The 19,087-nt window shown below is 67.0% G+C and carries 18 protein-coding genes; 13 read left to right on the top strand and 5 right to left on the bottom strand.

Annotated elements, in window-relative coordinates:
- Positions 1-39: 39 nt before the first annotated feature.
- From WT97_RS14755 to WT97_RS14745, 3 genes are read right to left on the bottom strand one after another with little or no spacing between them, the layout of a single operon-like run.
- The gene (locus WT97_RS14755) at positions 40-990 is read right to left on the bottom strand and encodes an LLM class oxidoreductase (RefSeq protein WP_059792908.1); all 951 of its coding nucleotides are present in this window, start codon (positions 988-990) and stop codon (positions 40-42) included.
- A 14-nt stretch (positions 991-1,004) separates the two neighbouring features.
- Positions 1,005-1,328, bottom strand: a complete 324-nt coding sequence (locus WT97_RS14750) for a hypothetical protein (protein WP_059499420.1) — start codon at positions 1,326-1,328, stop codon at positions 1,005-1,007.
- A gap of 28 nt (positions 1,329-1,356) precedes the next feature.
- A complete protein-coding gene (locus tag WT97_RS14745; RefSeq protein ID WP_060353686.1) occupies positions 1,357-2,559 on the bottom strand; it encodes an MFS transporter in 1,203 nt (400 codons plus the stop codon).
- 101 nt (positions 2,560-2,660) lie between these two features.
- Here WT97_RS14745 and WT97_RS14740 point away from each other — a divergent pair, with 101 nt between their 5' ends.
- Positions 2,661-3,602, top strand: a complete 942-nt coding sequence (locus WT97_RS14740) for a LysR family transcriptional regulator (RefSeq protein WP_059499418.1) — start codon at positions 2,661-2,663, stop codon at positions 3,600-3,602.
- Positions 3,603-3,674: 72 nt separating this feature from the next.
- Here the strand turns inward: WT97_RS14740 and zwf are convergent, their stop codons facing one another.
- The gene (gene zwf, locus WT97_RS14735; protein ID WP_059499417.1) at positions 3,675-5,150 is read right to left on the bottom strand and encodes a glucose-6-phosphate dehydrogenase; all 1,476 of its coding nucleotides are present in this window, start codon (positions 5,148-5,150) and stop codon (positions 3,675-3,677) included.
- A 201-nt stretch (positions 5,151-5,351) separates the two neighbouring features.
- On the opposite strand from zwf, the gene WT97_RS14730 reads away from it, so the two are divergent.
- Positions 5,352-5,930 (top strand): TetR/AcrR family transcriptional regulator, encoded by a 579-nt coding sequence (locus WT97_RS14730; RefSeq protein ID WP_060353685.1) that lies wholly within the window; start codon positions 5,352-5,354, stop codon positions 5,928-5,930.
- Positions 5,931-6,083: 153 nt separating this feature from the next.
- Entirely contained in the window at positions 6,084-6,959 is an 876-nt protein-coding gene (locus WT97_RS14725) for an SDR family NAD(P)-dependent oxidoreductase (protein ID WP_060353684.1), read from the top strand.
- Positions 6,960-7,098: 139 nt separating this feature from the next.
- Here the strand turns inward: WT97_RS14725 and WT97_RS14720 are convergent, their stop codons facing one another.
- Positions 7,099-7,809 carry an IclR family transcriptional regulator gene (locus WT97_RS14720; RefSeq protein ID WP_059792915.1) on the bottom strand — a complete coding sequence of 237 codons (711 nt, stop codon included), beginning with the start codon at positions 7,807-7,809 and terminating at the stop codon, positions 7,099-7,101.
- A 165-nt stretch (positions 7,810-7,974) separates the two neighbouring features.
- Here WT97_RS14720 and WT97_RS14715 point away from each other — a divergent pair, with 165 nt between their 5' ends.
- The 10 genes from WT97_RS14715 (at position 7,975) to WT97_RS14670 (ending at position 19,073) form a co-directional block, all read left to right on the top strand.
- Positions 7,975-8,673 (top strand): methyltransferase, encoded by a 699-nt coding sequence (locus WT97_RS14715; protein WP_059792917.1) that lies wholly within the window; start codon positions 7,975-7,977, stop codon positions 8,671-8,673.
- Positions 8,673-9,620: an NAD(P)-dependent oxidoreductase gene (locus WT97_RS14710; RefSeq protein WP_060353769.1), complete on the top strand. Its 948-nt coding sequence runs from the start codon at positions 8,673-8,675 to the stop codon at positions 9,618-9,620. The genes WT97_RS14715 and WT97_RS14710 overlap by 1 nt, the downstream gene beginning before the upstream one ends.
- 21 nt (positions 9,621-9,641) lie before the next feature.
- Entirely contained in the window at positions 9,642-10,571 is a 930-nt protein-coding gene (locus WT97_RS14705; protein WP_060353683.1) for an SMP-30/gluconolactonase/LRE family protein, read from the top strand.
- Between the two features lie 86 nt (positions 10,572-10,657).
- Complete coding sequence (locus WT97_RS14700) at positions 10,658-12,037, top strand: MFS transporter (RefSeq protein WP_060353768.1); 1,380 nt, start codon at positions 10,658-10,660, stop codon at positions 12,035-12,037.
- A 46-nt stretch (positions 12,038-12,083) separates the two neighbouring features.
- Complete coding sequence (locus WT97_RS14695) at positions 12,084-13,235, top strand: porin (RefSeq protein WP_059792923.1); 1,152 nt, start codon at positions 12,084-12,086, stop codon at positions 13,233-13,235.
- A 10-nt stretch (positions 13,236-13,245) separates the two neighbouring features.
- Positions 13,246-14,292: an amidohydrolase gene (locus WT97_RS14690; protein WP_060353682.1), complete on the top strand. Its 1,047-nt coding sequence runs from the start codon at positions 13,246-13,248 to the stop codon at positions 14,290-14,292.
- Positions 14,289-15,569, top strand: coding sequence for an MFS transporter (locus tag WT97_RS14685; protein WP_060353681.1), 1,281 nt, complete (start codon positions 14,289-14,291; stop codon positions 15,567-15,569). The genes WT97_RS14690 and WT97_RS14685 overlap by 4 nt, the downstream gene beginning before the upstream one ends.
- Entirely contained in the window at positions 15,566-16,804 is a 1,239-nt protein-coding gene (locus WT97_RS14680; RefSeq protein ID WP_060353680.1) for an MFS transporter, read from the top strand. The genes WT97_RS14685 and WT97_RS14680 overlap by 4 nt, the downstream gene beginning before the upstream one ends.
- A gap of 11 nt (positions 16,805-16,815) precedes the next feature.
- Positions 16,816-18,138, top strand: coding sequence for an MFS transporter (locus tag WT97_RS14675; protein WP_059792931.1), 1,323 nt, complete (start codon positions 16,816-16,818; stop codon positions 18,136-18,138).
- A 2-nt stretch (positions 18,139-18,140) separates the two neighbouring features.
- A complete protein-coding gene (locus tag WT97_RS14670) occupies positions 18,141-19,073 on the top strand; it encodes an amidohydrolase (RefSeq protein ID WP_060353679.1) in 933 nt (310 codons plus the stop codon).
- The last annotated feature ends 14 nt before the right edge of the window (positions 19,074-19,087 follow it).

Here is a 19,087-nt window from a genome sequence, read left to right as displayed (position 1 = left end):
TTGGTCGGCGCTTCGCCTATGGGAAGATGCTCGTCGGCCTTATGCGGCACGCGTCTGCGGATTCGTTTGCGGATGGAATGCGGGCAGCACGTCCGCCGCGATCTCGGCCATCGTTTCGTCGAGCGGCCGCCGGTTGCGGCGGAAATGCAGGCCGATGTGCTGCACGCCCGCGTCGCGCATCGCCGCGAGTTCCTCCGTCAGCGCGACGCGTCCCGCGCGGGCGCCGAAGCGATGCCGCTGCAGCGGCGCGTGCGGATCTTCCGCGAGGTCGAGATGGATGAAGCTCACGTACGGCTTGTCGCCGGCCACCGCACGCCAGCTCGCGGCGCGCTGCAGATGATCGGCGGGCGTGCCCGGATACGCGAGGCAGCCGTCCATGTGCTCGCCGATCCACGCGGGCGTCTGCTGCGCGAGGCCCGCGACGAGCAGCGGCACCGGCGAACGGGCCGCGGGAAGCACGTCCAGGCCGGGCGGCAGATGCCCGCGCGCGCCGTCGCGCAGCAGCGCGACCTGGTCGCGGAAGGTCGCGCCGCGCGTGGAGAAGTCGCGGCCGAACAGCGGATATTCGACCGGCCGGTCGCCGCTCGCGACGCCGAGCAGCAGGCGCCCGCCGCTCAATTCCTGGATCGTCGCCGCCGATTTCAGCGTCAGCAGCGGTTCGCGCAGCGGCAGCACGACGGCCGCGGTGCCGAGCAGGATGTCGCGCGTGATCCCGGCGAGGTAGCCGAGATACGAGAACGTCTCGAACACCTGCGCGGCGTCGCCGAACGACGGGTCGTACACCGGCACGTCGCGCACCCAGAGCGCGCGGAAGCCGAGCGTGTCGGCCAGTTGCGCGAGCTCCGCGTGGATCTCCATATCGGGCACGCCGGGGCGGCGGCCGTCATGCTGGCGCTTCGCGTCGCCGGCCGGCGACCAGTCGTTGTCGATCGGCAGTTCGATGCCGATGCTGAAGCCGCCGTCTGCGAGCTTGTCGAGCGACGTGGACATGATGGCGCCTCCGTTCAGACCGCGCGCAGGCTGCCGTCGAGCCGGTAGAAATCGAGCGACGACGCGGTGAAGAACGAGCGCGACGTGCCGGCGGCGAAATCGTCGATATGCACGACGGTGGCGCGATCGGCTTCCTGCCACGAGATCGCGTAGGTCTCGCCGGCGACGCGCTGCCACGTGTATTCGACTTCGCCCTTCGCGCCCGCGTACGGGCCTTCGGTGATCTCGTAGCGCATGTGACGGCCGTCTTCGTCGTATGCGTTGAGCGCGGTGAGGCCGTCGTAACGGACTTCGAAAGTCTTGCCGGCGAACGGCGGGCGTGAGGTCGATGCGTTCATGCTGGTGGCTCCTGTAAAAAAGTGGCGTTCAATGGGCGAGTTCGATGGGGCCGGCCGTGCGCTCGGGCAGCCCGTGGCGGCGGTCGAGACGGCCGCTCAGCGCGGTGAGTGCGAATGCGCCGAGCGTGACGACGGCGGCGATCCACGGCGTGTGGCCGAGGCCGACGTTCGCGACGATCAGGCCGCCGAGCGACGAGCCGCCGGCCACGCCGAGGTTGAAGGCGGCGATGTTGAAGCCTGATGCGACGTCGGTGGCGTCCGGCGCGAAGTGGCGTGCCTGCTTGACGACGTACACCTGCAGCCCCGGCACGTTGCCGAATGCCACGGCGCCCCACGCGAGCATCGTCAGGACTGCGAGCCATTTCGCGTGGATCGTGAAGGTCAACGCGAGCAGCACGATCGCGAGCAGCAGGAAGATCCGCTTGAGCGCCTTCACGGGGCCGACGGCGTCCGCGAGCTTGCCGCCCCACACGTTGCCGACCGCGACCGATACGCCGTAGCCGACGAGCACGAGGCTGACCTGCGACGGCGTGAAGCCGGCGATCCGTTCGAGCAGCGGCGCCATATAGGTGAACGCGATCAGCGAGCCGCCATAACCGACGGCCGTCATCGCATAGACGAGCAGCAGGCGTGGCTGGGCCAGCACGCGCAACTGGCGGGCGAGGGGCGCCGGCGGCGTCTGCGGCAGCCCGCGCGGCACGAATGCGACCGCGCCGACGAACGCGACGAGGCCGAACAGCGCGACGATCAGGAACGTCGCACGCCAGCCGAAGTGCTGGCCGATGAAGGTGCCGAGCGGAATGCCGGCGACGAACGCGACGGTCATGCCGCTGAACATCGTCGCGATCGCGCTGGCGGCCTTGTCCTTCGGCACGAGCGTGGTCGCGATGATCGAGCCGACCGAGAAGAACACGCCGTGCGCGAGGCCGGTGAGGACGCGCGCGACGATCAGCGATTCGTAGCCGGGCGCCTGCCACGCGACGAGGTTGCCGACGGTGAAGAGCGCCATCAGCCCGGCGAGCAGCGCCTTGCGCGGCACGCGGCCGGTGAGCGCAGTGAGCAGCGGCGCGCCGATCGCGACGCTCAGCGCATACAGGCTGACGAGCAGGCCGGCGGACGGCAGGCTGACGCCGAGGTCCGCACCGATCGTCGGGATCAGCCCGACGATCACGAATTCGGTGGTGCCGATGGCAAAGGCGCTGATGGTCAACGCAAGCAACGCGAGTGGCATGACAGGATCCGGGTTTCAGTAGGAATGGATCGCAGTGTGCCGGCTTTACTTTTGCTGAAAAACTGGTCTATAAACCAAATTGTTTTGATTTCAAATCAACAATGAAGACCACCCTCGACGAACTCCAGGCCTTTATCGCCGTGGTCGACACCGGTTCGATCACGGCCGCCGCCCAGCACCTCGACCTCACCGTGTCGGCGACGAGCCGCACGCTCGCGCGGCTCGAGGAGAAGCTGAAGACCACGCTGCTGCGCCGGACCACGCGGCGGCTCGAACTGACCGAGGAAGGGCGCGCATTCCTGCAGGACGCGCGCGCGATCATCGAATCGGTCGAGAGTGCGGAAGAGCAGATGCTCGCGCGGCGCGAGATGCCGTCCGGACGCCTGCGCGTCGACGCCGCGACGCCGTTCATGCTGCACGTGATCGTGCCGCTCGTGCGCGGCTACCGCGAACGCTTTCCGAAGGTCGAGCTGGAATTGAACAGCAACGAGGGCATCACCGACCTGCTGGAGCGGCGCACCGACGTCGCGATCCGGATCGGCCGGCTGAAGGATTCGACGCTGCACAGCCGGCGCATCGGCAACAGCCGGGTGCGCATGCTCGCGAGCCCCGCCTACATCGAAGCGCACGGCCAGCCGCGCAAGGTCGAGGATCTCGCGAAGCACACGCTGCTCGGCTTCACGCAGCCCGAATCGCTGAACGTATGGCCGATTCTCGGCACGGACGGCGAGCCTTACCGCATCGAGCCCGACGTCTGGTCGTCGAGCGGCGAGACGCTGCGGCAGCTCGCGCTGGAGGGCACGGGCGTCGTGTGCCTGTCGGATTTCGTGACCGCGCAGGATCGCGAGGCCGGGCGGCTCGTGCAGGTGCTCGCGCGGCAGACGCTCGAGGTCGAGCAGCCGATCAACGCGGTGTATTACCGGAACACCGCGATCTCGTCGCGGATCGCGTCGTTCGTCGATTACATGATCGAGATGCTCGGCGCCGGCAGCGGGCGCGATGCGCCGGCGCGGCGCAAGGCCACGTGGCTGCTGTCGCCGTAGCGACGCGGCGCAGGCGGCGCGGTCCCGGCCGGCAACGGGCGTGCCGCGCGGCGGCACGCCGTCGGGCTGCGCTTACGCTTCTTCGGCCCACGACATCCCGTCGCGCGCGAGCAGCGCCGACGAGGCCGCGGGCCCGAACGTGCCGGCCGTGTACAGGCGCGGCCGGTCGCCGAGCTGCTTCCAGCCGTCGAGGATCGGCTCGACCCACGACCACGCCGCTTCGAGCTCGTCGCGGCGCATGAAGTGCGTGAGGCGGCCGCGGATCACGTCGATCAGCAGCCGTTCGTACGCTTCCGCGCGCCGCTCCGGGATCGCCTGCTGCAAGTCGAGGTTCAGGCTCACCGGCACCATGTTCATCCCGCTACCCGGCTCCTTCGCGAGCATCTGCAACTGGATCGACTCTTCCGGCTGAAGCTGGATCACGAGGCGGTTGCTGTAGTGCCGCGGGCCGGTCGGGATGATCGAGAACGGCATGTCCGCGAACTCGATCACGATTTCCGACTGGCGGCGCTGCAGCCGCTTGCCGGTGCGCAGGAAGAACGGCACGTTCGCCCAGCGCCAGTTGTTGATGTACGCGCGCAGCGCGACGAAGGTTTCCGCGCGGCTGTCCGCCGGCACGTTGTCTTCCTCGAGATAGCCCTTGACCGGCTGGCCGTCGACCGCGCCGGCCGTGTACTGGCCGCGCACCGTGTCGCGCGCGACGTCCGACAGCGACATCGGCCGCAGCGAGCGCAGCACCTTCAGCTTCTCGTCGCGCACCGCGTCCGGGTCGAGCGACACGGGCGGCTCCATCGCGACGATGCACAGCAGTTGCAGCAGGTGGTTCTGCACCATGTCGCGCAGCGCGCCGGTGTGGTCGTAGAAGCCCGCGCGACTGCCGACGCCGACCGTTTCCGCGACCGTGATCTGCACGCTGCGGATGCTCGGCGCCTGCCAAAGCGGCCCGAAGATCGGGTTGCCGAAGCGCAGCACCATCAGGTTCTGCACGGTTTCCTTGCCGAGGTAATGGTCGATCCGGTAGATCTGCGATTCCTCGAAGTGCTTGCCGACCGCGTCGTTGATCGCCTTCGCGGACGCGAGATCGTGGCCCAGCGGCTTTTCGAGGACGACGCGCGAATGCGCGTCGACGAGGTGCGCGGCCGACAGGTTGTCGCAGATCGTCGTGAACAGCTCCGGCGACGTCGACAGGTAGAACACGCGGATCGCGTCGCTACGTGCCGCTTCGGCGAGCCGCCGGTAGTCGTCCGGCGCGTTCACGTCGATCAGCACGTACTTGAACAGGTCGAGGAAGCGGCTCCACGCGTCGGCGTCGAACGCCTTCTCGTCGATGAACGGGCGCGACTGCTCGTCCATGAACTTGCGGTAGCCGTCGATGCCCCAGTCGCGGCGGCCGACGGCGATGATGCGCGTCTCGGGCGGAAGATTGCAGTGCAGGTGCGCCATGTACAGCGCGGGCAACAGCTTGCGGGCGGCGAGGTCGCCGCCGCCGCCGAAGATGATCATGTCGACGGGCCGGTCGGCCGCGGTCTGGGAAGGCTGATTCGTCATGGGAGGTTCGCGGTTTGAAACGGTGAACGTGAAACGAACGTCGAGGGCATCGGGCGCCGGATGGCCGGCGCCGGTACGGCAAAACGCTAATAGTGCACCGTTTTAATGGATTGCGTATGCGTTCCCCCGGATGTAACAGGGCTTGCATTCTCGACGTCGGGTTGATTATGATTGAGCGCTCACTCATTAAAGGAATCGAACGTGGCTCGACCGCGCAGTCCCGACAAGCACGAAGCCATCCTCGCCGCGGCCGCGCGCGCGCTCGCCGAGGACGGCGCAACCGCCACGACCGCACGCATCGCGCGGCTCGCCGGCGTGGCGGAAGGCACGGTGTTCACGTACTTCGAGACCAAGGATGCGTTGCTGAACGCACTGTATCTGAGCCTGAAGGCCGACTTGCGCGAAGCGATGATGGCCGGGTTTCCGGAGCGCGCGCCGGCCGAGCAGGCCGTGCGGCATGCGTGGAACGGCTATGTGTCGTGGGGCATCGCGAATCCGGACGGCCGGCGCGCGCTGCAGCAACTGGGCGTGAGCGGGCGCATCGACCACGCGCATCGCGCGGCCGGCGCGGAAGGCTTCGGCGCGATCGGCACGCTGCTGCGCGAGCAGGTCGCCGCGTCGGGCGCGCTGAACCGGGACGAAGCGCATGCGTTCTGCTCGGCGTTGTTTACGTCGATCGCGGAAACCGCGATGGAGTGTATTGCACGCGATCCGGCGCGGGCCGATGCCTACCGGGAAGCGGGGTTTCGCGCGTTGTGGGCCGTGTTGCGCGCGGTGTGAGTCGAGGATCGCCGTCGTGGCGTCGCGTGCTGCGACGACCGGCAGAGCGTTTCAGGGAGGGCGATGCAGTCCGCAAGGGCTGCTACGTCGCCCATATTAATGAGTGAGTAGTCATTCATTTTCGTCGTTTCATCACGATCAAGGAGCGGAAAAATGTCGAAAGTCTGGTTGGTAACGGGGGCCGCACGCGGCCTGGGGCGAGCGATTGCGGAAGCGGTGCTGGCAGCCGGCGACCGGCTGGTGGCCGGCGCGCGCGATCCGGCGCGACTGGCCGATCTGGCCGAGCGTCATGGCGACCGGCTGCTGCCGGTCGAACTCGACGTCACCGACGAAGCGGCAGCCGCGCAAGCCGTCGCCGCGGCACGCGCCGCGTTCGGGCGCATCGACGTGCTGGTGAACAACGCGGGCTACGGCCACACGGCGCCGTTCGAGCAGACGGGCGCCGACGTCTTTCGCGACCAGATCGAAACGAACCTGTTCGGCGTGATCAATCTGACGCGCGCGGTGTTGCCGACGATGCGTGCGCAGCGCGCGGGGCACATCTTCCAGGTGTCGTCGGTCGGCGGGCGGACGTCGACGCCGGGATTGTCCGCGTACCAGGCCGCGAAGTGGGCGGTCGGCGGGTTCAGCGACGTGCTCGCGAAGGAAGTCGCGCCGTTCGGCGTGCGCGTGTGCACGCTCGAACCGGGCGGGATGCGTACCGAATGGGCCGCGCGGGCGAAGCGCGGGATCGACGATCTGCTGCCGGACTATCGGCCGTCGGTCGGAAAGATTCTCGACCTGCTCGGCGCGTATGGCGGCCACGAGGTCGGCGATCCCGCCCGGATCGCGGCGCTGATCGTCGAGCTGTCCCGTCGCGACGACGTGCCGATGCGCCTGCTCCTCGGCGGCGATGCGCTGTTCGTCTGCGAGCAGGCGGAGCGGCAGCGCGCGGAAGAGGCGGCGCGGTGGCGCGATGCGACGCTGTCCACGCAGTTTCCGGATGCGATGCTGCCGGACGGGCTCGATGCTTTGAAGGCGATCGAGTAACGGCGGCCGTAGTCGCGGGCAGCGCCTCGACCGCGTCGCTCGCGCAAGCCGTGCCGCTTGCCGCTGCCGATTTGCTCGGCGGCCCAGCGCGTAAAACTCGGCGGTGGGCCGCATGTTCGTCACGTTCGCGATGGGGCGATCAACTGCCGTAGATGTTCTCGCAGAGCGCGACACTGGCGCCCAGCTTCCGCGATAGATCGGCGGCCGCATCCAGTTGGGGTCGATCCAGTTCGCCCGATTCGTGCGCGACGCTGAGGCGGGACGCAGGACCGGACAGCGTCAGCGCCGCCATGAACTTGTCGCCGGCGCCGAAGATCGGCACCGCGAACGCCGCCGTGTGCACATCGCGCGCACCGGCGGTGAAGAGGGGCAGTGCAGGCGGCTTGTCATAGATCGGTTCGCCGAGCCCCCAGAAGCGGATCACGTGGCTGATGGCCGTGTCGTCGAGCGGCAGCATCGTCCCGGCGAGCCGCGTTTCACGCAGACCTTCGGACGGCTCGACCCGAAACAGGCAAAGCCGCTGCCCGCTGTCGTGCACATAGTACGATGCGCTTTCCTTCGTCAGCGCGGCCAGCGCATGCAGCGCCGGTTCCACCACCGTGGACAGATGGAAGGACTGCTCGTACAGCTTGCCGAGGTACAGCACGCGATGTCCGAGCGAATAGTTGCCGGATTGCGCGCGCACGACATAGCCCATTCGCTCCAGCGAGTTCATCAGCCGGTAGACCGTCGTCTTGTGCATGCCGGATGCCTGCGACAGCGTCGCGAGCGACTGCGATTCGGCGCCCGGCTTGAAGCAGTCCAACAGCGAAAGCGCCTTTTCCACGGCAACGACCCCGTCATTTCCCATTTCTTCTCTCCCATCGATACATGACAGAAATTGTACTAGGTAAAACGCTGGTTTACCACGTAAAAGGGTAAACGCCAGTGCCATGCCGTACGTCCTCTGGTTATAGTGATTTCACTATGTACACCACAGTTGTACAGAGTACAACACACAACCCGAGGTCGAATCATGAGCAACCCATTCGTCAGCACATCGCTGATCAATCGCGACATCGAACGCATCTCGCCGGAACTCGTTCAGGCGGCCGCGCGTTACCAGGCCGCGATCCTCGCCGACGTCGCGGGCCGCCGCGGTACGGTGCATGGCCGCGTGCGGCCGCTGTCGCCGAAGATGAAGGTCGCCGGTCCGGCGATCACGGTCGAAGTTCGTCCGGGCGACAACCTGGCGATCCATGCGGCGCTCGCCGTCGCGAAGCCGGGCGATGTCGTCGTGGTCGACGGCAAGGGCGACATCTCGTGCGCACTGCTCGGCGAAATCATGGCGGCGCAGGCGAAGGCGAGCGGCATCGCCGGCATCGTCATCGACGGCGCGGTGCGCGATGCGCACGAACTGGCCAACGGCGACTATCCGATCTTCTCGGCCGGCCTCAATCCGTGCGGCCCGACCAAAAGCATCGCGGGGCGCGTGAATGCGCCGATCTCGCTGGGCGGCACGACGGTCAATCCGGGCGATCTGGTGGTCGGCGATGCCGACGGCGTCGTCGTCATTCCGCGCGCCGACGTCGCGCGCATCGTCGATCTCGCGCAGAAAAAGCTCGACGTCGAAACCGCGCGTATCGAGGCGATCCACAAGGGCGACCTTCGTCCGGGCTGGATCGAGAAGGAACTGCGCGCGGCCGGCATGCTGGCCGAAGGCGAGGCACTGTGATGCAGCTCGCTTCGCATAAGCCCGTGGTCCTCGTGACCGCCGCCGACCTTGCGCCGCAAGCGCTCGAGATGCTTGCTCAGTTCGATGTCGTGTTCGCCGGCAAGCAACCGACCGAAGACGAGATCGTGGCGCTCTGCACGCGGCACAAGCCGGTCGCGATCATCGTCCGGTACGGCAAGGTCAACGCCCGCATCATGGATGCGGCCGACAACCTGCAGGTGATTTCGAAGCACGGCAGCGGCATCGACGTGATCGATCAGGACGCTGCCGCCGCTCGCGGCATCGCGGTGCGCGCCGCGGTCGGCGCGAATGCGGCCGCCGTCGCCGAGCACGCATGGGCGCTGCTGCTCGCCTGTGCGAAGTCGGTTCCGCAGCTCGATGTCCGCATGCGCGAAGGCCATTGGGACAAGTCGACGCACAAATCCGTCGAACTCGACGGGCGCACGCTCGGCCTCGTCGGACTCGGCGCGATCGGCCGGCGCGTGGCCACGATCGGCGCCGCGTTCGGCATGAAGGTGCTCGCGTTCGATCCGTTCGCGAAGGAAGCGCCGGCCGGTGTGAAGCGGGTGCCGCTCGACACGCTGTATGCGGAGTCGGACGTCGTGTCGCTGCATTGTCCGTTGACGGCCGACAACCGCCGGATGCTCAACCGCGACACGCTCGCGCGTTTCAAGCGCGGGGCGATTCTCGTCAATACCGCACGCGGCGGTTTGATCGACGAAGCCGCGCTTGCCGACGCGCTGGCGAGCGGCCACTTGCGCGCGGCCGGGCTCGACAGCTTCGACGTGGAACCGATGACGGCGCCGCACCCGTTCCAGCAGATCCCGAACGTGATTCTGTCTCCGCATATCGGCGGCGTGAGCGATGCCGCGTACGTGAACATGGGGAAGGGCGCGGCCGCCAACGTTCTCGCGGTGCTCGACGAACGCGCGCACAGCGCGGCTTGAACCCTGAACATCGAGGTACGCATGTTTTATCTGACGAGTCCCGAAGTGCGCGAAGCCGACGTGTTCACGCGCATGCCGGAGAAGTTCCGGAAGCCGGACGTCCGCACCGAATGGGCGCGCGCGAACCGCGGCGGCATGGTCACGGACTCCTTTCTCGAAGGGCCGGTGTGGGATCCGGACGGCTATTTGTTCGTCACCGACATTCCGCACGGACGCATCTTCCGTATTTCGCCGTCCGGCGACTGGGATCTCGTCGCCGAATACGACGGCGAGCCCAACGGGATGAAGCGCTTCGACGCATCGCACCTGATCATCACCGACTACCGGAACGGCCTGATGCTGCTCGATATCGAGCGCGGTGAAGTGCGTTCTTATCTCGAGCGCCGCAACACCGAGCGCTTCAAGGGCGTGAACGACCTGACGTTCGATTCGGCCGGCAACCTCTATTTCACCGACCAGGGGCAGACCGGGCTACACGATCCGACGGGCCGCGTGTATCGGCTGTCGCCCGACGGCAAGCTCGACATGCTGCTCGGCACCTGCCCGAGCCCGAACGGGCTCGTCCTGTCGCGCGACGAGAAGGTGCTGTTCGTCGCGATGACGCGCGGCAATGCCGTCTGGCGCATGCCGCTGCAGGCCGACGGGGCGGTCACCAAGGTCAGCCAGTTCTTCACGTCGTACGGACCGAGCGGCCCCGACGGCCTTACCGTCGATCTCGAAGGCCGCCTGTTCGTCGCGAATCCGGGGCTCGGCCGCGTGTGGGTACTCAACCACTGCGCGGAGCCGGTCGAGATCCTGACCGGTCCGAAAGGGGCGTCGCTCACGAGCGTGTGCTTCGGCGGGCCGGACATGAAGACGCTTTTCATCACCGAATCGACGTCCGGTTCCGTCCTGAAAGCGGACATGAGCATTGCCGGCCCGCTGCCGAAACAGGCCGCGAAGAAGGACTGAGACCCACGAGCCGGGAAGCCGCTCGCCGGCTTCCTGTCCGCATGCCGAAAGATCGCGCCGCCAGCCGCGCGACGAAGGAGACAAGCATGACCATTTCGCACGTGCTGCGTGCCGGCGATGACGCGCCGCGCGCCGACGCGCCAGCCACGGGGCGCCTTGCCGCCGAAGATTTCGCGGCCAGCGAGCGCACGCTCGCCAAGGCGTTCCGGCGCATTCTGCCGTTCATCTTCGTCTGCTACGTGATCAGCTATCTCGACAGGACCAACGTCGGTTTTGCCGCACTCACGATGAACAAGGATCTCGGGCTGACGGCCGAGCAGTTCGGCTTCGGTGCCGGCCTGTTCTTCATCGGCTATTTCCTGTTCGAGATTCCGAGCAACCTGATCATGCAGAAGGTCGGCGCGCGTGTGTGGATCGCAAGAATCATGATCACGTGGGGCCTGTTCTCGATGGCGACGGCGTTCGTCGTCGGACCGAAGAGCTTTGCGGCGGCGCGCTTCCTGCTCGGGCTCGCCGAGGCGGGGTTCACGCCCGGCATCTACCTGTACTTCACGCACTGGTTTCCCGGCAAGTGGCGCGCGAAGGTGACGGCGGCATTCCTCGTCGGCATTCCCGTCGCGAACATGGTCGGTTCGCCGATTTCCGGGGCGCTGCTCGAACTCGGCGGCCTGCATGGGCTGCGCAGCTGGCAGTGGCTGCTGCTGATCGAAGGCATCCCTGCGGTGCTGCTCGGCATCGCGTGCCTGTTCGTGCTGGCCGACCGTCCCGAGAAAGCGGCGTGGCTCAGTGACGAAGAGAAGACGTCGCTCGCGAAGCGACTCGCGTTCGAGCAGCGCGACATCGGCGCGAAGCACGGCAGCAATCTGCGCGACGCGATGACGAACTGGCGCGTGTTCGTGCTCGCGTTCATCAACTTCTGCGGGATCGTCGGCTCGCTCGGTGTCGGCTTGTGGATGCCGCAGATCATCAAGCAGTTCGGCGTCGAACACGCGGTGGTCGGCTGGCTGACGGCCATTCCGTATGCAATTGGTGCCGTCATGATGCTCTGGTGGGCGCGTGTGGCCAATCGCGTGGCCAACCGCATTCCGTACGTCGCCGGCGCACTGGCCGTTGCCGCCGTGGCGTTGTGCGCGAGCGCCTTCATTCATGCGCCGGTGTTCAAGCTGATCGCGCTGTGCATCACGGTGAGCGGGATCCTCGCGTTCCAGGCGACGTACTGGGCGATCCCGTCAGGATTCCTCACCGGCCGGGCCGCCGCGGGCGGACTCGCGCTGATCGTGTCGGTCGGCAATCTCGGCGGCTTCGTCGGGCCGTCGCTGATCGGCGCGCTCAAGCAATTCTCCGGTGGCTTCACCGCGCCGCTCATCGCCGTGTCGGGTGTGCTGCTGCTCGGCGCGTTGACCATTGCGTGGCTCGGCGATCCGGGCTCGGGCGCCGGCGAAGCGGCCGCAGCCCGCCGGACGTGAATTTTTCTTCGTCAGACCCACCCATAAAAAACAGTTTGGAGACTCCATGTTGTCGAATCAGGTCAGCCGCAATACCCGCCCGACATCCCGCTTCGTGCTCGGCGCCCTCACCGTCGCGAGCGCGGCCTCGTGGTGCGGTGCCGCCCATGCAGAAAGCAGCGTCACGCTGTACGGCATTGCCGACGTCGGGATCGAGCACATCAACAACACGAGCACCGGCGGCGCGCAGACGCGCGAAGCATCGGGCAATCTGTCCGGTTCGCGCTGGGGGCTGAAGGGCGTCGAGGAGCTCGGCGGCGGCATGAAGGCCATTTTCCAGCTGGAAGACGGCTTCAACATCAACGACGGCACGACTGCGCAGTCGACGAAAGGCCTTGGTCCGAACGCCGCCACGACGTCGCGAATTTTCGGCCGGCAGGCGTGGGTCGGGCTGTCGTACCGAGGCCAGCAACTGACGTTCGGCCGCCAGAACGCACTCTTCTACGACCAGGCCGTGGCCTTCGACCCGATGGGCGCGTCATCGCGGTACTCGGTGCTGTCGCTCGACTACGCGGCGGCCGCACGTATCGACAATTCGGCGAAGTACACCGGCGTGTTCGGTCCGGTGACGGCGCAGGCGATGGTCAGCACCCGCTACGACACCGGGTACGGCGCCGAGGTGCCGGGCGCGCAACTCACCGGCCGCTTCTTCAGCGGGGCGTTGACTTTCGCGCAAGGGCCGCTCGCCGCGAGCGTGTCGTACGAGCAGCGCAACAGTAACACCGTCGCGACGAACACGGGCACCGAGCGGCGCGCCACGGCCGCCGCGTCGTATGCGATCGGGTCGGTGAAGGGCTTCGCCGGCTATCGCTATCTCCGTGCGTCGAACGTGTTCATGCCGGCGAACCCGATTCGCGTCGCGAACGGCGCCGAAGCCAGCGCGGCGAACCTGTACTGGGCCGGCGCGCAATACGCGGTGTCGCCGGCGTTCGTGGTCACGGCAACCGCCTATTACCAGGACGTGCATTCGACCGGCGCCGATCCGTGGCTCGCCGTGCTCTGTGCGGACTATCTGCTGTCGAAGCGCACCGATATCTATGCGACGGCGGGTTTCGCGCGCAACAAGGGCGGCTCCGCGCTCGGCGTGAACGGCTATGGCACGGTCGCACCCGATCACAACCAGACGGGCGTGGTGATCGGCATGCGCCAGAAGTTCTAAGGCGAGGGCGATGCAGACCGTTCACGCACCCCATCTTCCTGTCCGGCCCGAGTGGCTCGCATTGCGCGACGAGCCGGTGCTCGAACCCGAGCTGGCCATCGTCGATGCCCATCATCACCTGTGGGACCGCCAGACCGGACGCTATCTCGCGGACGAGTTCGGCGCGGATCTGCGCAGCGGGCATCGGATCGTGTCGACGGTCTACGTACAGTGCCGCTCGATGTTGCGCGCAAGCGGGCCGGACGCGCTCAAGCCGGTTGGCGAAGTGGAATTCGCGAGCGGCATCGCCGCGATGTTCGACAGCGGCGCTTACGGCCCCGCGCGATGCTGCGAGGCCATCGTCGGCGGCGCCGATCTGTCGCTCGGCGCAGAACTCGATGCGGTGCTCGACACGATGCTGCAGGTGTCCGGCGGGCGACTGCGCGGAATCCGCAATCCGCTCGCCTGGCATGCGAGCCCCGACGTGCGATCGAGCCCGGTGACGCCGCCGCGCGACCGCATGTCGGATCCCGCTTTCCGGCAGGGCGTGACCGCGCTCGCTCGCTACGGGTTGGCGCTGGACGCGTGGGTCTATCACACGCAGCTCGACGACCTGTACGAACTCGCACGCGCATCCGAGCACGTCATCGTCGTCATCGACCATTTCGGCGGCCCGGTCGGCGTGGGTCCGCATGCCGGCCGGCGTGCCGAAGTGCATGCGCAATGGAAACGGCAACTCGCGCGTCTCGCCGCGCTGCCGAACACGCGCATCAAGCTCGGCGGCGCGGGCATGACCGTATTCGGTTCCGACTTCGCCGCGCGCGACCTGCCGCCGTCGTCGCAGGAGCTGGCGGCGGCGTGGCAGCCGTATTTCGACACCTGCGTCGAACGCTTCGGCGTCGATCGCTGCATGTTCGAAAGCAACTTCCCCGTCGACAAGGGGATGTTCAGCTATCGCGTGCTGTGGAACGCCTTCAAACGACTCGCGGCCGCGATGTCGGCCGATGAAAAGGCCGCGCTGTTCAGCCGGACAGCCGCAACGACGTATCGCGTCGCGATTCCCGGAGACAACCCATGAAGACGAGTGCAACCGTGGCGACGCAGGAAATCGATTCCGCAGCCGCGGAAAAAGGATTGACGCGCGTGACCGGTATCGAGTGGCGTTCGCTGTCGCTCGCGGGGCTCGGCTGGACGTTCGAGAGCTACGACTCGTTCCTGCTTTCGCTGCTGCTGCCGACGCTCGCGCTGCAGTTCGGGCTGAGCAAGGCGCAGCTCGGCATGTTCACGAGCGTCACGGCGGCCGGACAGATCGTCGGCGGCATTCTGTTCGGCTTCGTGTCGGACCGGATCGGACGCGTGCGTACCGCGATGCTCTGCGTCGGCATCTACTCGCTGTTCTCCGGCCTGATCGCATTCGCGCCCGACGCGCACTCGTTTGCCGCGCTGCGCTTTTTCGGCGCGCTCGGCATGGGCGGCACCTGGACCGCCGGCGCGGCGCTCATCGCGGAGACCTGGCACCCGAGCCGGCGCGGCAAAGGCGGCGCGCTGATGCAGATGGGCTTGCCGATCGGCGCGATTCTCGCGATCGCGATCTCGGGCATCGTCGGCGCCGCGCAGGGCGGATTGGCCGGCGACGGCTGGCGTCTGCTGTTCCTGATCGGTGCGTCGCCGTTTTTCATTCTGTTCTGGGTCGCGCGCAAGACGCCGGAATCGCCGATCTGGCTCGAGCGCCGGCAGGCGAAGTCGCAGGCCCGCAAGCTCGACACGGTGAGTCGCGAGAAGCTGAACGTGCGCGGCCTGCTCACCGCGTTTTGCTTCATCTTCTTTCTGCAATACCTCTACTGGGGCGTATTCACGTGGACGCCGACGTTCCTCATCACGGTAAAGCACCTCGACTTCGTGCATAGCCTGAAGTTCGTGCTGGCGCTGCAGTTCGGCGCGATCACCGGGTTTCTGCTGTTCTCGGCATGGGTCGACCGGCTCGGCCGGCGGCCGATGTTCCTGGCCTACCTGCTGGTCGGCGCGATGGCCGTCGGCGTGTACATCGTGTCGGTGAATCCGTGGCTGCTGATGGCCGCGATCTTTGTGACCGGTTTCAGCGTGAACGGCATCTTCGCGGGCGCCGGCCCGTTCCTCGCGGAGATCATCGGTAACACGGCCTCGCGTGGGTTCTTCATGGGCCTCGCGTATAACGGCGGCCGGCTCGGCGGGTTCATCGCGCCGCTGGTCATCGGTGCGCTGGCGTCGACGTCGGGCGGTTTCGTGCTCGGGCTCGCGACGACGATCGTCGCGTTCATCGCCGCGGCCGCGGTCGTGCTGTTCGCGCCCGAAACGCGCGGAAAGGCGCTGTCATGAACGTGGCAACGCAAGCCGGGTGGGTGAACAGGCTGTTTCCCGCGCTGTCGGAGGCGTCGCTGCGGCGCTATCTGAGCGGGCAGGTCGCGTCGGTGCTCGGCAGCTGGACGCAGAACGTCACGCTCAATCTGCTGACCTATCACCTGTCCGGCTCCGGAGCGATCCTCGCGCTGCTCAATTTTCTGCTGTACGGGCCGCAGCTGATCGTCGCACCGGTAGCGGGTTCGCGCATCGGCTCGGCCAACGCGCGCCGCGTGACGCTATGCGTGCTGACGGCGTCGCTGCTGCTGACGGGCAGCCTCTTCACGTGGTCGCTGCTCGGCCTGCTCGGCGTGAAGCTGATCCTCGCGCATGCGCTCGCGATTGGCGTGTCGAGCGCGGTGGAAACGCCCGCGCGGCAGGTGCTGCTGCTGACGAGCCTGCAGGATGCGACGCACACCTCCAACGCGGTCGCGATGAACACGATGGTCTACAACGTCGGGCGCATGGTCGGCCCGACCATCGCCGGGTTCGTCTATCCGACGCTGGGGCCGAGGACGTCGTTTGCGATCTATGCGCTCGCGCTCTGCTTCATGGCGACGTGCGTGCGGTCGATCCGGACCGCGTCGGCGGACCGCCCGTCGCGCGCCGAGAGCGGCCTGCGTGACGCGGTCGGCTACGTGCTGTCCGATGCGTTCTCGGCCCGCTATCTGCCGATTCTCGCATGCATCGGCCTGTTCGCCGGCAGCTACCAGACGCTCGTGCCGCTGCTCGCGGACCAGGGTTTTCACGACGCGGCACGCTTTACCGGCGTGTTTTTCGCATGCGCCGGCGCCGGCTCGTTGAGCGCGGCGGTGCTGCTGTCGTCGGCGCTCGGGCCGCGCGCGTCGCACCGGTTCATCGCGTATGCGCCGTGGACGGCAGTCGGCGCGCTTGCCGTGCTGGCCGCGACGACCGATGCGGCGGGATCGATTCCCGCGTTCTATGCGCTCGGCTTCAGCCTCACGTTCGCGGCCACGTCGACGAACGCGACCATTCAGCGCCAGTGTCCGGATCAGGTGCGCGGCGGGCTCGTCGGGATGTACGGCATGGCCTACAACGGCACGATGCCGTTCGGTTACCTGCTCGTCGGAAGCGCATCGGAAGCGCTCGGCGTGCGACACACCTTTGCCGCCATGGCCGCCGTGCTCGCGTGCGGGGTCATCGCGGTCATCGCGTGGCAACGGTTCACAGGAACGCGCTCAGGCGCACAATAAACGGAGACAACATGCAAACCGGTTTCATGGACGCGTCCGCGATCGAGCGCCGGACCATACGAAAGGTCGTCTGGCGACTCATTCCTTTCTTGATGCTCTGCTACCTGCTTGCCTTCATCGATCGGGGCAACGTGGGGATGGCGTCGCTGCAGATGAACCACGATCTCGGGATGTCGGCACAGGTCTTCGGCTTCGGCAGCAGCCTGTTCTTCATTTCGTACTTCTTTTTCGAAGTGCCGAGCAATCTCGCGCTGCAGAAATACGGCGCGCGGATCTGGATCGCCCGGATCATGATCACGTGGGGCATCGTGTCGGCGGCGACCGCGCTCGTGCACAACGCGACGACGTTCTACGTGCTGCGTTTCCTGCTGGGCGCGGCCGAGGCCGGCTTCTTCCCGGGCGTGCTGCTTTATTTGTCGTACTGGATTCCCGCGCAGTACCGTGCGCGGATCGTCGCGACGTTCATGGTCGCGATTCCGGCCGCGAGTTTCATCGGCTCGCCGATCTCCGCGCTGCTGTTGCAGATGGACGGTGTCTGGGGGCTGCGTGGCTGGCACTGGCTGTTCATCCTCGAAGGCATTCCAACCGTGCTGCTCGGCATCGCGTGCCTGTTCATGCTGACGAACAAGCCGGAAAACGCGAGGTGGCTTGGCGACGACGAGCGCGCGTGGCTCTCGAGCGCGCTGGCTGCCGGCCACAAGACACGCAAGAAAGTGCCGTCGCTGCCGCTCACGCAGCTGTTCCGCAACCGCTACGTACTGTGCCTTGCGCTCGTCGACACGTGTGCTTCCGCGGCAGGCAGCACGCTGTCCGTGTGGCAGCCGCAGTTGCTGAAGTCGTTCGGCTTGACGGTCATGGAAACGGGCCTGCTGAACTCGGTGCCGTACGCCGTGGCCTCGATCCTGATGGTCTACTGGGGCCGGCGCTCGGACCGCGTCGGCGAACGTCGCTGGCACACGGTCGTGCCGATGCTGCTGATCGGCGTGGGCCTGTTCGCGACATCGCTGAGCGGATCGCTGCTGCCGACGATCTGCATGCTCTGCGCGGTGCTGGTCGGCGCGTATTCGTTCAAGGGCCCGTTCTGGGCGCTCGCGACCGACATGCTGTCCAACAGCACCGTGGCGGCCGGGCTTGCGACGGTCAACGCGATCGCGAACCTGCTCGGCGGCGGGCTGATGGTGAACGTGTACGGGTGGGTGAAGGCGGCGACGGGCAGCTACGCGCTCGCGTTGATGCCGCTCGCGATCCTCACGCTCGTGAGCGTCGCGACGCTGTTGCTGCTCACGCGCAATCATGCGGCCGGCAAGCTGGTCGGCAAGACGGGGACCATCTGATCATGGCACGCATCGCGAGACGCGGGTTCCTCCGGATCGCCGGCGCGACGCTGGCTTCGGCGGTATTGCCGAGGCGGGCCGCCGCCGCCGAAACGTGGTCGGGCGGCACCGAGCGGCCGGCGTTCCAGTTGCCAGAAGGGGCGGTCGACTGTCACATGCACATCTACGACGACCGGTTCCCGGTCGCGCCGGGCACGACGCTGCGACCGCCGAATGCGACCGTCGCGCAATACCGAAGCGTGCAGGCGCGTATCGGCGTGAAGCGCAACGTGGTCGTGACGCCGTCGACGTACGGAACGGACAATCGCTGCACGCTGGCGGCGCTCGCGCAGTTCGGCGCCGACGCGTGTGGCGTCGCCGTGGTCGACGGCACAGTGAGCGACGACGAACTTCGGGCGCTCGATCGCGGCGGCATCCGTGCGATCCGGTTCAACCTGAGCTATCCGGGCGCGACGACGCTCGACATGCTGGCGCCACTCGCCGCCCGTATCGCGAACCTCGGATGGCATATCGAGCTGGTGGTTCAGGGCGCGCGGCTACCGGAGCTGGAGCGTCATCTCGCGGTGCTGCCTTGTCCGCTCGTCATCGACCATATCGCGCATGTGCCGCAGCCCGGCGGGCTGTCGTCGGCCGCGTTTCGTACCGCGCAACGCCTCGTTGAAAAGGGCCATACGTGGATCACGTTATCGGGACCGTACGTCGACAGCAAGACGGGCGCGCCTGCCTACGACGACGTCGCACCGGTCGCGAAGGCGCTGATCGACATGGCACCGGAACGCATGCTCTGGGGCACCGACTGGCCGCACCCGACGCAGAAGACGGACAAGCCGGACGATGCAAGCATGCTGGACGTGATCGCCGGCTGGATCGAGCGGCGGGACTGGCAGCAATTGATATTCGTCACGAACCCGGCGAAGTTGTACGGATTTGCATAGCGCGGGAGGATGTC

The organism is Burkholderia sp. MSMB1459WGS (assembly GCF_001534535.1).
GTDB lineage: Bacteria > Pseudomonadota > Gammaproteobacteria > Burkholderiales > Burkholderiaceae > Burkholderia.
This window is presented reverse-complemented; position numbering and strand designations above follow the sequence as displayed.